Origin of the sequence: Pseudomonas sp. PS01300, assembly GCF_029960155.1 — a bacterium.
GTDB classification, from domain to species: Bacteria; Pseudomonadota; Gammaproteobacteria; order Pseudomonadales; family Pseudomonadaceae; genus Aquipseudomonas; species Aquipseudomonas palmensis.
In genome coordinates, this window is record NZ_JASCPN010000048.1 from 1 (window position 1) to 12,871 (window position 12,871).

The window sequence follows — 12,871 nt, forward strand, 5'->3', positions numbered from 1 at the left end:
GGTCAAGCCCGCTCCCACAAGAACAGCGCCGACCTTGTGGGAGCGGGCTTGACCCGCGATGGCGGCACCGATGATTTGTGATCTGCGCTCAAATTTACCCACCCACCATTAGTCGCCGCACCCCCGGATGGATTAAAGTATCAGCCCCTGCCCGGGCGTTGTTGCCCTCCCCCCGGGCGCACGCCCAGGAACCGTCCCGATGGAACATCGTGAAGCGCTCATCGCGCTGCGCACCTTTCTCTCCACCCAGATTCTTGGCCAGGAAAAACTGGTCGAGCGCCTGCTCATCGTGCTGCTCGCCGATGGTCATATGCTGGTGGAGGGTGCGCCGGGCCTGGCCAAGACCAAGGCCATCAAGGAACTCGCCGAAGGCGTCGAGGCGCAGTTCCACCGCATCCAGTTCACCCCCGACCTGCTGCCCGCCGACATCACCGGCACCGAAATCTATCGCCCTGAAACCGGCAGCTTCGTGTTCCAGCAGGGTCCGATCTTCCACAACCTGGTGCTGGCCGACGAAATCAACCGCGCCCCGGCCAAGGTCCAGTCGGCCCTGCTCGAGGCCATGGCCGAGCGCCAGGTCAGCGTGGGGCGCAGCACCTACGAGCTGTCGCCCCTGTTCCTGGTGATGGCCACGCAGAACCCCATCGAGCAGGAAGGCACCTACCCGCTGCCCGAAGCCCAGCTCGACCGTTTCCTGATGCACGTGAAAATTGGCTTTCCCGATGCCGCCGTGGAGCGGCGCATTCTGCAGCAGGCGCGCGGCGAGGCGCTCAACGGCGAAACCAAGCCCGAACGCCGGGTCAGCCAGCAGGCGATCTTCGCCGCACGCAAGGAGATCCTCGGCCTGTACATGGCCGACGCAGTGGAGGAGTACCTGGTGCAACTGGTGATGGCCACCCGCACCGGTGCCAAGTACGACGCCGAACTCGGCGACTGGATCGCCTACGGCGCCAGCCCGCGGGGCTCCATTGCCCTGGACCGCTGCGCACGCGCCCACGCCTGGCTGGCCGGACGCGACTTCGTCAGCCCCGAAGACATCCAGGCGGTGCTGTTCGACGTGCTGCGCCACCGCATCATTCTTTCGTTCGAGGCCGAAGCGGCCGGTATCGACCAGGACCGGGTGATCCAGCGCATCCTCGACGTCGTCGCCGTGGCCTGAAGCCATGCCTCTTTCAGCGCAGGCCGAGCCCGGCATCCGCATCGGCCTTTCCGAGCTGATCGAGATGCGTCATCGCGTGCGCGAGGTGCAGCTGTTCTCCGCCCCCGGGCAACGCAGCCCGCTGGTGGGCCTGCATCACTCGCGCCTGCGCGGGCGCGGCGTGGACTTCGACCAGGTGCGCGTTTACCAGGCCGGCGACGATGTGCGCAACATCGACTGGCGAGTCACCGCCCGCACCCAGGAACCCCACACCAAGCTGTTCCACGAAGAGCGCGAGCGGCCCATCTTCATTTTGGTCGAACAGAGCCGACGCCTGTTCTTCGGCTCCGGGCTGATGTTCAAGTCGGTACTTGCCGCCCAGGCCGCCGCCCTGATCGGCTGGGCCGCGCTGGGCCACAACGACCGCATCGGCGGCCTGGTGTTCGGCGACAACGAGCACTATGAAATCAAGCCACGGCGCAGCAAGCAGAGCCTGCTGCAACTGCTCAACCGCCTGGCGCGGGTCAACCAGTCGCTGCACACCGAGGCCCAGCCCCAGGGCGACAACCTCAACATCGCCCTGCGCCGCGCCCGCGAAGTGCTGCGCCCGGGCAGCCTGGCCATCGTGATCTGCGACGAACGCGCGCTCACCCCCGGGGTGGAGCAACAGATGAGCCTGCTGGCGCGCCACTGCGACCTGCTGCTGCTGCCGGTGTCCGACCCACTCGACCACGCCCTGCCCGCCGCCGGCTTGTTGCGCTTTGCCCAGCGCGGCGCACAGCTGGAGCTCGATACCCTGGATGCCAACCTGCGCAAGAGCTATCGCCAGCAGAGCGAGGCACGCATCGAACGCTGGGAACTGCTGGCCCAGAAACTGCGCGTGGTGCTGATGCCCTTGAGCACCCAGAGCGAAATGATCGAGCAACTGCGCGAATACCTCGACCCGCAACGCTCGGGTAAAAGCCGATGAACCCACTGGACGCACTGCAACCGCTGATCGCCCCCGCCCCCATCGGCGCGTGGCCGCCCGCGCCGGGCTGGTGGGTGCTGCTGGCATTGCTGCCCGTGCTCGCCTGGGGCCTGTGGCGGCTGCGTCACTGGCGCCCGCGCAAGGCTCCGCTGCCACGCGCCGAACAACCGCTGGAACCGATCCGCATCGCCGCCCTGGCAGAGCTGGCGGCGCTGCCCAAGCCCTACGACGGCGCACCGGCCGGTGCCTGGCTGCAGCAGATCAACGCCCTGCTCAAACGCCTGTGCCGCAACCACTACCCCGACAGCCACAGTCACACCCTCAACGGGCGCAAGTGGTTGGCGTTTCTCGACAACCGCTGCCCGGCCGCCGGCCTGACCCGCTGGATGGTACTGGTGGAAGGCGCCTACAAGCCCGTGTGCCGGCTTGACGACAAGGCCATCGCCGGGCTCAACCAGGCGGTCGACACCTGGATTCGCAAACATGTTTGAACTGGCCTGGCCGTGGGTCTTCGCGCTGTTGCCGCTGCCGTGGCTGGCCCGTCTGCTGCTGCCGGCCGCCGACAGCGGCGAACCGGTGCTCAAGGTGAGCTTTCTGGACGAGCTCGAAGGCCTGGCCGGGCGCCGCGCGCGGCTCAACCTGCCGACCTGGCGCCAGCAGGCGCCGTTCGTGCTGGTGTGGCTGCTGTTGCTGTGCGCCGCCGCACGCCCGCAATGGCTGGGCGAGCCGCTGCCGGTGGCCGCCAGTGGGCGCGACCTGCTGGTGGCGGTGGATGTATCCGGCTCGATGGACTTCCCCGACATGCGCTGGGACGACGAGGACGTCAGCCGCCTGACCCTGGTCAAGCAACTGATGGGCGACTTTCTGCAAGCGCGTGAAGGCGACCGCGTGGGGCTCATCCTGTTCGGCAGCCAGGCCTACCTGCAGGCCCCGCTGACGTTCGACCGACGCACCGTGCGCAGCTTTCTCGACGAGGCGCAGATCGGTATCGCCGGCAAGAACACCGCCATTGGCGATGCCATCGGCCTGGCGGTCAAGCGCCTGCGCATGCGCCCTGCGCAAAGCCGCGTGCTGATTCTGCTGACCGATGGCGCCAACAACGGCGGGCAGATCCATCCGCTGACCGCCGCGCGCCTGGCCGCCCAGGAAAGCATCAGGATCTACACCATCGGCATCGGCGCCGACCCGGACGAAACCGGCACCGCCGGCATGCTCGGGCTCAACCCGAGCCTGGACCTGGACGAAGCCTCGCTCAGGGAGATCGCCGAGGTCACCCACGGCGCCTACTTCCGCGCCCGCGACGGCAACGAACTCAACGCCATCGGCCAGACCCTCGACCGCCTCGAGCCGGTAGCCCAGCAACCGACCCAGGCGCGTACCGCGCATGCCCTGTACAGCTGGCCGCTGGCCCTGGCGCTGGGCCTGAGCGTACTGCTGGTGGTGCGCGATCGCTGGCCCGACAACCTGCTGCAACGCCTGCTGCGCCGGCCGCACTTTCTGCAGCCGCATCCCGAATGGCGCGAGCGCCTCAAGCGCCTGCGCCTGCGGAGGCGTCGATGATCGAGCTCTGGCCCCAATGGTTGCGCCCGGCCTGGCTGTTGCTGCTGCCGCTGCTCGGCTGGCTGCTGTGGAAGCTGTGGCACCGGCAAAAGCGCGCCGGACGCTGGCAGATGATCCTGCCCGCGGCGTTCCATGCCGTGCTGCTGGGCGGCGGCAATGGCCGCGACAGCAAGCTGCCGTGGATCGCCCTGGGCCTGGCCTGGCTGCTGGCCGTGCTGGCCCTGGTCGGCCCCAGCTGGGAGCGCCTGGAAGAGACCCGCCAGCGCGCCGCCGACCCGCTGGTGGTCATGCTCGAACTGACCCCGCAGATGCTCGCCGACGACACCCCGCCCAACCGCCTGCAGCAGGCCAGACGCAAGCTGCTCGACCTGCTCGAACACCGCCGCGACAGCCAGACCGCGATCATCGTGTATGCCGGCAGCGCACACACCCTGGTGCCACTGTCCGACGACCTGGCCACCAGCCGCAACCTGCTCGACGCCCTGGACCCCGCCATCATGCCGCAACCTGGTCAGCGCGCCGACCTGGCGGTACGCAAGGCGCTGGCACTGCTGGCCCAGGGCGCGCTGGGCCAGGGGCGCCTGCTGCTGATCGGCTCCTCGCTCAGCCCGCAGGAACGTCAGGGCATCACCCAGGCACTGGGGCGTCATGGTCCCAAGCTGCTGATGCTGGGCGTGGGCACCCCCGAAGGCGCGCCGGTCAGGCAGACCAACGGCGAATACCTCAAGGACGTGGACGGGGCAATCCTGGTTCCGCGCCTGGACAGCGCCGAGCTCAAGGCCTTCATCAACAGTACCGGCGGGCGTTACCGCAAGGCGCGCATCGACGACCTCGACCTGCGCGGCCTGGGCCTGTTCGACAATCCCCAGGCGCTGCGCGCCGACGGCCAGACCCTGCAACTGGACAGCTGGGCCGACCAGGGCTACTGGCTGCTGATCCCGCTACTGCTGCTGGCCGCGTGCGCTGGCCGGCGTGGCTGGCTGTTCTGCCTGCCGCTGCTGCTCGGCCTGCTGCCGCAACCGAGCTACGCCTTCACCTTCAACGACCTGTGGCTGCGTCCCGACCAGCAGGGCCAGCGCCTGCTCGAACAGCAGCGTCCGGCCGAGGCCGCCCGCCACTTCGAAGACCCGCAATGGAAAGGCATGGCGCTGTACCAGGCTGGCGACTATGCTGGCGCCGCCCGTGAATTCGCACGGGCCAGCAGCGCCAGCGCCCATTACAATCGCGGCAATGCCCTGGCCCGCAGCGGCGAACTGGAGGCGGCCGTGGATGCCTGGGAGCAGGCCCTGGAGCTGGAGCCCGAGCTGGAAGCGGCCCAGGCCAACAAGGATCTGGTCGAGCAACTGCTGCGCCGCCAGCCCGAACAGCCCCAGCAACCGCCGGCCACCGAAGACCCGCCTCAGGGCCGGCCCGACCTGCCGACCGATTCGGCCAGCAACGGCCAGCAATCGAACAGCAGCGACAGCAGCCAGGGCGATGCCAAGGCCGGCGCCGGCGAAGACACCGCCACCGCGCCAGAGCACGCGCACAACGCCAGCGAGCCGCCGGACGAAGACACCACCCGGCCACCGCAGCGCCCCGTCGACAGCAGCCTGGATGCCGAGCAGCGCCAGGCCCTGGAACAATGGCTGCGCCAGATCCCGGACAACCCGTCCGAGCTGTTGCGCCGCAAGTTCTGGTACGAACAGCAACTGCATCAGGAAAGCCCCAAATGATCCGCGTCTGCGCCCTGGTTTTCAGCTTCTTGTTCGCCCTGCAGGTGCAGGCGGCGACGCTGCTCGCCAGCGTCGACCGCAGCCGCCTGATCGCGGGCGAAACCCTGGAGCTGACCCTGGAAATCGAAGACGTGACCCAGTTCGGCAAGCCCGACCTGACCCCGCTGCAGGCCGACTTCGAAGTGCGCGACACGCGCCAGGTCAACAGCCTCAAGAGCCTCGACGGCCAGACCCAGGCCAATACCCGCTGGATCATCACCCTGCGCCCGCGCCAGAGCGGCACGGTCCAGGTGCCGGTGCTGCACCTGGGCGAGGCGCAGAGCCAGCCGGTGACGTTGCAGGTACTGCCGGCCGAGGCGGCCAGCGACATCAGCCAGGCGCCGGTGAGCATCGATGCCAGCCTGGACGCAGACAGCGTGTACGTGCAGGCCCAGGCCGTACTGACCCTGCGCATCTACCACTCGGTGTCGCTTTACGATGACAGCAGCCTCAGCCCGCTGGTGATCGCCAATGCCCGGGTCGAACCGCTGGGCGAGTCGCGCACCTATGAAAAACTGATCAACGGCGTGCGCTTTGGCGTGATCGAGATGCGCTACGCGATCTTCCCCCAGCAAAGCGGCGCACTGAGCATACCCGCCCTGACCTTCAGCGCCACCAGCGCCGACGAGCCGGCCCAGGGCGACAGCGGCGCGGCACGTGGCAAGCAGGTACGGGTCAGTTCCACGCCGCTGCCCTTGCAGGTGCTGCCGATACCGGCCGAGTACCCCGCCGACCAGCCGTGGCTGCCGGCACGCAGCCTGAGCCTTGAGGAACGCTGGAGCCCGGACCCGGCGCAGACCCCGACCCAGATCGGCGACTCGCTGACGCGCAGCGTGATCCTCAGCGCCGACGGGCTGTCCAGTGCGCAACTGCCACCGCTGCCCGCCACCGAAGTCAACGGCCTGCGCCGTTACCCGGATCAGCCGCAACTGCGTGAAGAGGTCAGCGAACGCGGGCTGGTAGGCCTGCGCGAGGAACGCGAGGCGCTGGTGCCGACCCACAGTGGCGCACTGGAACTGCCGAGCCTCGAGGTGGTGTGGTGGAACACCCGCGAACAGCACGTGGAGCGCACCAGCCTGCCGGCGCGCGGGTTGAAGATCGAAGACAACCCCGCCCTCACGGCAGACACCCCGGCCAGCGTCGTCAACCTCGAGAACCGGCCGCTATGGCCGTGGCAACTGAGCACGCTGCTGCTGGCCCTGACCACCCTGCTCGGCTTCGCCCTGTGGTGGCGCGCACGCTCGCAGCCGGCGGTAATGCGTGCGGCGCAGAGCGGGCCGAGCCCGCGCACCCTGCTCGACGACCTCAAGCGTGCCTGTCAGGCCAACGACCCGCAGGCCACCCGCCAGGCGCTGGATGCCTGGGCCCGCCAGCAGCCCGAGACCCTGGCCGAGATGGCGGCGCGCTTCGTGCCGCTGTCGGATGCGCTGGACGGGCTCAACGGCGCGCTGTACAGCGAGAGCGGGCAATACTGGCAGGGCGATGAACTGTGGCGGGCGATCGGCACCATTCCCGCAGCCGAGCAGGCGCAGCCGAGCGCCGCCGAGAACGGCAGCCTGCCGCCGCTCTATCCCAAATAACGCGGCGCCTGCGCAGGGGCTATCGCAGCCCCCAAAACCTGCCACCCGCGTTACCATAGCCGGCTACCGGCTCGACCTTCACGGGACTTCCAATGCGTCTGTTTCACACCTCCGACTGGCACCTGGGGCAAACCCTGCATGGCCAGGAGCGCGACTTCGAACATGCCTGCTTTCTCGACTGGCTGCTCGGCCAGCTCAAGCTGCGCCAGCCTGACGCGCTGCTGATTGCCGGCGACATCTTCGACACCGTCAACCCGCCGGTCAAAGCCCAGGAGCGCCTCTACGACTTCATCGTCCAGGCCCACGAACAGCAGCCCAGGCTGAACATCGTGATGATCGCCGGCAACCACGACTCCGGCTCGCGCATCGAATTGCCCGCACCGCTGATGCGCCGTCTCAGGACCTACGCCCTGGGTCGCGTGCACTGGCTCGACGACGGCCAGCTCGACAGCGAGCGCCTGCTGGTGCCGCTGACCAACGCCAAGGGCAAGGTGACCGCCTGGTGCCTGGCCCTGCCCTTCCTGCGCCCGGCCGAAGTCACCGGTGCGCACCTGGGTGACGACTACCTGCGCGGCATCGGCCAGGTGCACGAATGGCTGATCGAGGCCGCCCTCAAGCAACGCAAGCCTGGCCAGGCGCTGATCGCCGTGAGCCACGCACACATGGCCGGCGGCTCGGTATCAGAAGACTCCGAGCGCAGCCTGATCATCGGCAATGCCGAGGCCCTGCCCGCCAGCCTGTTCGGCAGCCAGATCAGCTACGTTGCCCTGGGCCACCTGCACAAGCCGCAGAAGGTCAACCGCGAAGACCGCATCCGCTACAGCGGCTCGCCGATTCCGCTGTCGTTCTCCGAAATCGGCTATCAGCACCAGATCCTCGAAGTCGAACTCGACGGCGCCACCCTGACCAGTGTCGAACCGCGCCTGATACCGCGTGCCGTGCCCCTGCAACGCCTGGGCCCGGCGCCGCTGGTGGAGATTCTCGAACAACTCGGGCAACTGCCCCAGGTCGACCTGCTCGACGACCCGCAGCGCCAGCCCTGGCTGGAGGTGCGGGTGCGCCTGGACGAACCGCAGCCCGACCTGCGCCAGCAGCTCGAAGCCTGCCTGCAAGGCAAGGCCGTGCGCCTGGTACGCATCGCCGCCGAATACGCCGGCACCGGCGCCAGCGACGGCGAGGACGACACCCGCCTGATCGAGCTGGGCCAGCTCAGCCCCCACGACCTGTTCAGCCGTGCCTGGGAACAGGCCTACGGCACCGGCGTCGACGAACAGACCCTGGCCGACTTCGCCCTGCTGTTGCAGGACGTGCAGCAGGAGGAGGAACAGCCATGAAGATTCTTGCCATTCGCCTGAAGAACCTCGCCTCCCTGGCCGGCCCGTTCGAGATCGACTTCACCTGCGAGCCGCTGGCCAGCGCCGGCCTGTTCGCCATCACCGGGCCGACCGGGGCCGGCAAGAGCACCCTGCTCGACGCCTTGTGCCTGGCGCTGTTCGGCGCGGTGCCGCGGCTGAACAACATCGGCCGCGAGACCAAGCTGCCCGAGGTCGACAGCGAAATACTCACCAGCGACCCGCGCACCCTGCTGCGCCGCGGCACCGGCAGCGGCTTTGCCGAAGTCGACTTCGTCGGCATCGACGGGCGCCATTACCGCGCGCGCTGGGAAGCCAACCGCGCCCGTGACAAACCCACCGGCAAGTTGCAGGGCAGCCGCCAGAGCCTGCACGACCTGGACAGCAACCAGTTGCTGAGCAACCAGAGCAAGCGCGAATACGAGCAGATGATCGAGGCCCGCCTGGGCCTGAACTTCGAACAGTTCACCCGCGCCGTGATGCTGGCGCAGAGCGAATTCAGCGCGTTCCTCAAGGCCGACGACAAGGAACGCAGCGAACTGCTCGAAAAGCTCACCAACACCGCCATCTACAGCCAGCTGGGCCGGCGCGCCTACAGCAAGAGCAAGGAGGCCGAAGAGGCGCACAAGGCGCTCACCGACCAGGCCCAGGGCGTGATGCCGATGGCCGAGGAGGCACGCGCCGAGCTCGACCAGCGCCTCGCCGAGGCGCAGCGCCAGCTCAAGGCCGAACAGGCCCGCCTGCGCCTGCTCGAACAGCAGCGCAGCTGGTTCGCCGAACTCAAGCAGTTGCAGGACCAGCAGGCCGCCGCCAGCGAGCAGTTGCACAGCGCGCAGCAACAGTGGACGCAGTTGCAGGGCGAACGCCTGAACCTGAGCCGCCTCGAACAACTCGCCCCGCAGCGCCATCAGTTCGCCCGCCAGCGGGAGCTGGCCAGCCAGCTCAGCCCACTGGCAGCGAGCATCCAGCAGCAACGCCAGCAGCAGGCCGCGTTGCAGCAACGCCTGCAGCAGCTTGAACAGGCGCAGCAAGCCGCCGGTGAGCACCTGGCCACGGCCCTGGCCCGGCAGACCGAGTGCGCGCCGCTGCTGCGCCAGGCCTTCGCCGAGCAGCAGACGCTGGCGCGCCTGGAGCAGGAACTTGACCAGCGCAACGTTCAATGTCAGCACGCCGAACAAGCCAGTCGCCAAGGCCAGCAGCAGATCCAGGCGCTGATCGAGCGCCAGCAGCTCACCCACCAGCGCCTGGCCCAGGTCGACGAGCAGTTGAGCCAGAGCGCTCACCTGGCCAGCATCGGTGATGCCTGGAACGCCTACCGCGCCCAGTTGCAGCAACTGATGCTGGTCGGCAACCGCCTCAGCCAGGGCCGCGAGGAGCTGCCCGGCCTGCAGCAGCGCGCCGATGAGTGCGCACGCCAGTTGCAGGCACACCGTGAAAGCCTGGCCCTGCTCTACCACGAGGCCGGCGCCGAGCCCGAGGCGCTGGCCGAACAGATCGACCTGCTCGGCACCCTGCTGCAGGACAACCGCAAGCAGCAGCGCGCCGTCGAAGAGCTGTCCCGCCTGTGGGCCAGCCAGCAGGAGCTGACGCAACGCGCCCAGGCCCTGCGCGAGCGCCAGCAGGCAGCCCAGCAACAGCGTGAAGGCCTGATCGCCGAAGGCCTGCAGGGCAAGACCGAGCTGACCGCCGCCGAACAGGCCCTGCAGGTCACCCGCCAGGTGCTCGAACGTCAGCGCCTGGCCCGCAGCGCCAGCGTCGAGGAACTGCGCGCGCAGTTGCAGGACGACCAGCCCTGCCCGGTGTGTGGCAGCCAGGAGCACCCCTATCACCAGCCCGAAGCCCTGCTGCAAAGCCTCGGCCGGCACGACCAGACTGAAGAGGCCGGCGCCCTGCAGGCGGTGGAGGCGCTCAAGCTCAAGCTCGACGAACTGCGCAGCACCCTGGGCGGCGTGAATGGCCAGATCAAGGAGTACCTGCACCAGCAGGAACAACTGGCCGTCCAGCAGCAGGCACTGGCTCCTGGCCTGGAGGCGCACGCGCTGTATGCGCAACTCTCGGCACAGGATGTGGGCGAGCGCTCGGCCTGGCTGGAGCATCAGCTACGCCGCCTGAACGACGACATCGCCCGCGACGAGCAACGCCTCGCTACCCTGCTGACCCTGCAGAAAGACGCCGCCCGTGTGCAGCAGCAGGTGCAGGCGAGCGTCGAGGCGAACCAGCAGGCCGCGCAGCACCTGAGCCAGCAACAGCATGCGCTGCAGGCCGACGACGAACACCTGGAGCAGGCGCTGGCCGGCTTCGCCACGCTGCTGCCAGGCGACATTCTCGATGCCTTGCGCCGGGAGCCCGCCGCGACCTTCCTGCAACTGGACCAGCAACTGGCCCAGCGCCTGGAGCTGCTGGGCCGGCAAAAGGACGAGCAGCAGGAGCACGCCGAGCGTCAGCAGCAGCTTGAAAAGACCCAGGTGCAGCAACAGGCGCTTGAACTCAGCCATCAGGCCGTGCAGCAACAGGTCGATGCACTGCGCACCCAGCAGCAACAGGCCCGCGACGCCCTGACCGCGCTGATTGGCGAGCATGCCGGTGCCGAGCACTGGCAGCAGCACCTGGAACAGCAGGTCGAGGCAGCGCGCAGCGCGCAGGCAACGACCGGCCAGCAGTTGCAGCAGGCCCAGGCCCAGGCCATCGAGCGGGCTGCCGAACTCAAGGCAGACGAACAGCGTCTGGGCGCCCTGGAGCAGGAAAGCCAGCAGCTCGACCACGCCATCGGGCAATGGCGCCAGGGTCACCCGGAACTCGACGATGCCGGGCTGGACCAGCTGCTGGCGGTGGATGACGAGCAGGTCAGTCAACTGCGCCAGCGCCTGCAACAGGCAGAAAAGGCCATCGAGCAGGCCGGCGTGCTCGTCGCAGAGCGCGAACAGCGCCTGCAGCAGCATCAGGCCCAGGCCAGCGGCGAGGTACCCGCCGAGCAGCTGGAGCAGGCGCTGAGCGAGCTGCAGCAACACCTGGTGATCAGCGAACAGCAGTGCGCCGAACTGCGCGCCGAGCAGGCCGACGACCAGCGCCGGCAACTGGCCAACCAGGCCCTGGCCGAGCGCATCGCCCAGGCCCATGCCCAATGGCAGCGCTGGGCACGCCTGAACGCGCTGATCGGCTCGGCCACCGGCGACGTGTTCCGCAAGATCGCCCAGGGCTACAACCTCGATCTGTTGGTGCACCACGCCAACGCCCAGTTGCGCCAGCTGGCGCGGCGCTACCGGCTCAAGCGTGGCGGCAGCGCGCTGGGGCTGCTGGTACTGGATACCGAGATGGGCGACGAACTGCGTTCGGTGCACTCGCTGTCCGGCGGCGAGACCTTCCTGGTGTCGCTGGCACTGGCGCTGGGCCTGGCCTCGATGGCCTCGAGCACCTTGCGCATCGAGTCGCTGTTCATCGACGAAGGCTTCGGCAGCCTCGACCCGGAGTCGCTGCAACTGGCCATGGACGCGCTGGACGGCCTGCAGGCCCAGGGCCGCAAGGTGGCGGTGATCTCCCACGTGCAGGAAATGCATGAGCGGATCCCGGTGCAGATCCAGGTGCGGCGCCAGGGCAATGGGTTGAGCACGGTGGAGGTCAGCGGATGATCCTGTATTCGTTCCGCCGCTGCCCCTACGCGATGCGTGCGCGCATGGCCTTGCGCTACGCCGGTTGCCCGGTGCAGATCTGCGAAGTGAGCCTGAAGGCCAAGCCGGCCGACATGCTGGCGCTGTCGCCCAAGGGCACGGTGCCGGTGTTGAGCGTGGACGGTGAGGTACTGGAGGAAAGCCTGCAGATCATGCACTGGGCGCTGGCCCGGCATGATCCGCAAAACTGGGCGCTGCGGGACGACCCGAACGCAGCGCAGCAGGCCACGCAACTGATCGAGCGCAATGACACGCTGTTCAAGCAGCAGCTCAATCACTACAAGTATGCCGAGCGTTACCCGGAGCAGTCGCGCGAGACGTATCGCGCGCTGGCCGAGGCGGTACTGCTGGACCTGGAACAGCGTCTCGAGCGGCAGGCCTACCTGGTGGCGGCGCACCCGAGCATCGCGGACGTGGCGCTGATGCCATTCGTTCGCCAGTTTGCCGGGGTCGAGCCTGACTGGTTTGCCACAGCGCCCTACCCGCGCTTGCGCGTGTGGTTGCAGGGGTGGCTGGAGTCGGTGCTGTTCAAGGCGATCATGGCACGCTGACCAGCGAAGGGGCCGGTACTGACGCTACAAGGTCAGCACCGGAAACGATCAGTGCTGGACCTTGTGATCCAGCGCCGCATAGAAATTCGCGCTTTGCTGCAGGTACTTCTGGGTGTAGCTCGGGGTGGAGGATTTTTTCTCGCGGATCTCGACCTGGGCGCCGGCAGGCAGCACCACAGAGGCAGAAATGGCCGAAGCCGCGATAACCGAAAAAAGATTGAAGTTCATGGCAATGCCCTCGAAAGCGTCAGGTTGAAGTGGCCGGTTGGGCCGTGGTTCAAACCTACGCCGCTGCCGGCGC

At 68.2% G+C, this 12,871-nt stretch carries 10 protein-coding genes; 9 read left to right on the plus strand and 1 reads right to left on the minus strand.

Annotation, left to right across the window (positions count from 1 at the left end):
• Positions 1–199: 199 nt before the first annotated feature.
• The 9 genes from QMX96_RS19935 to QMX96_RS19975 all read left to right on the plus strand — a co-directional run bounded on the left by QMX96_RS19935 (position 200) and on the right by QMX96_RS19975 (position 12,570).
• Entirely contained in the window at positions 200–1,159 is a 960-nt protein-coding gene (locus tag QMX96_RS19935) for a MoxR family ATPase (RefSeq protein WP_043864622.1), read from the plus strand.
• 4 nt (positions 1,160–1,163) lie between these two features.
• Positions 1,164–2,108, plus strand: coding sequence for a DUF58 domain-containing protein (locus tag QMX96_RS19940; RefSeq protein WP_054916213.1), 945 nt, complete (start codon positions 1,164–1,166; stop codon positions 2,106–2,108).
• Positions 2,105–2,599: a DUF4381 domain-containing protein gene (locus QMX96_RS19945; RefSeq protein ID WP_116055067.1), complete on the plus strand. Its 495-nt coding sequence runs from the start codon at positions 2,105–2,107 to the stop codon at positions 2,597–2,599. The genes QMX96_RS19940 and QMX96_RS19945 overlap by 4 nt, the downstream gene beginning before the upstream one ends.
• Positions 2,592–3,668 (plus strand): VWA domain-containing protein, encoded by a 1,077-nt coding sequence (locus QMX96_RS19950; RefSeq protein WP_054916214.1) that lies wholly within the window; start codon positions 2,592–2,594, stop codon positions 3,666–3,668. The genes QMX96_RS19945 and QMX96_RS19950 overlap by 8 nt, the downstream gene beginning before the upstream one ends.
• A complete protein-coding gene (locus QMX96_RS19955; protein WP_078479579.1) occupies positions 3,665–5,383 on the plus strand; it encodes a tetratricopeptide repeat protein in 1,719 nt (572 codons plus the stop codon). Before QMX96_RS19950 ends, QMX96_RS19955 begins: the two co-directional genes overlap by 4 nt.
• Positions 5,380–7,002, plus strand: a complete 1,623-nt coding sequence (locus QMX96_RS19960; RefSeq protein WP_088514246.1) for a BatD family protein — start codon at positions 5,380–5,382, stop codon at positions 7,000–7,002. Before QMX96_RS19955 ends, QMX96_RS19960 begins: the two co-directional genes overlap by 4 nt.
• Positions 7,003–7,094: 92 nt before the next feature.
• Positions 7,095–8,336: an exonuclease SbcCD subunit D C-terminal domain-containing protein gene (locus QMX96_RS19965; RefSeq protein ID WP_116055069.1), complete on the plus strand. Its 1,242-nt coding sequence runs from the start codon at positions 7,095–7,097 to the stop codon at positions 8,334–8,336.
• Positions 8,333–11,980, plus strand: a complete 3,648-nt coding sequence (locus QMX96_RS19970; RefSeq protein ID WP_210014553.1) for an AAA family ATPase — start codon at positions 8,333–8,335, stop codon at positions 11,978–11,980. The genes QMX96_RS19965 and QMX96_RS19970 overlap by 4 nt, the downstream gene beginning before the upstream one ends.
• Positions 11,977–12,570, plus strand: a complete 594-nt coding sequence (locus QMX96_RS19975; RefSeq protein WP_210014552.1) for a glutathione S-transferase — start codon at positions 11,977–11,979, stop codon at positions 12,568–12,570. Before QMX96_RS19970 ends, QMX96_RS19975 begins: the two co-directional genes overlap by 4 nt.
• A 48-nt stretch (positions 12,571–12,618) precedes the next feature.
• On the opposite strand, the gene QMX96_RS19980 is transcribed toward QMX96_RS19975, so the two are convergent.
• Positions 12,619–12,798 (minus strand): hypothetical protein, encoded by a 180-nt coding sequence (locus tag QMX96_RS19980; RefSeq protein WP_043864631.1) that lies wholly within the window; start codon positions 12,796–12,798, stop codon positions 12,619–12,621.
• Between the last annotated feature and the right edge of the window lie 73 nt (positions 12,799–12,871).

Coding starts and splice junctions, on each gene's coding strand:
- QMX96_RS19980 (WP_043864631.1), bottom strand. CDS start 12,798: ATGAACTTCAATCTTTTTTCGGTTATCGCGGCTTCGGCCATTTCTGCC.
- QMX96_RS19975 (WP_210014552.1), top strand. CDS start 11,977: ATGATCCTGTATTCGTTCCGCCGCTGCCCCTACGCGATGCGTGCGCGC.
- QMX96_RS19935 (WP_043864622.1), top strand. CDS start 200: ATGGAACATCGTGAAGCGCTCATCGCGCTGCGCACCTTTCTCTCCACC.
- QMX96_RS19965 (WP_116055069.1), top strand. CDS start 7,095: ATGCGTCTGTTTCACACCTCCGACTGGCACCTGGGGCAAACCCTGCAT.
- QMX96_RS19960 (WP_088514246.1), top strand. CDS start 5,380: ATGATCCGCGTCTGCGCCCTGGTTTTCAGCTTCTTGTTCGCCCTGCAG.
- QMX96_RS19945 (WP_116055067.1), top strand. CDS start 2,105: ATGAACCCACTGGACGCACTGCAACCGCTGATCGCCCCCGCCCCCATC.
- QMX96_RS19970 (WP_210014553.1), top strand. CDS start 8,333: ATGAAGATTCTTGCCATTCGCCTGAAGAACCTCGCCTCCCTGGCCGGC.
- QMX96_RS19940 (WP_054916213.1), top strand. CDS start 1,164: ATGCCTCTTTCAGCGCAGGCCGAGCCCGGCATCCGCATCGGCCTTTCC.
- QMX96_RS19950 (WP_054916214.1), top strand. CDS start 2,592: ATGTTTGAACTGGCCTGGCCGTGGGTCTTCGCGCTGTTGCCGCTGCCG.
- QMX96_RS19955 (WP_078479579.1), top strand. CDS start 3,665: ATGATCGAGCTCTGGCCCCAATGGTTGCGCCCGGCCTGGCTGTTGCTG.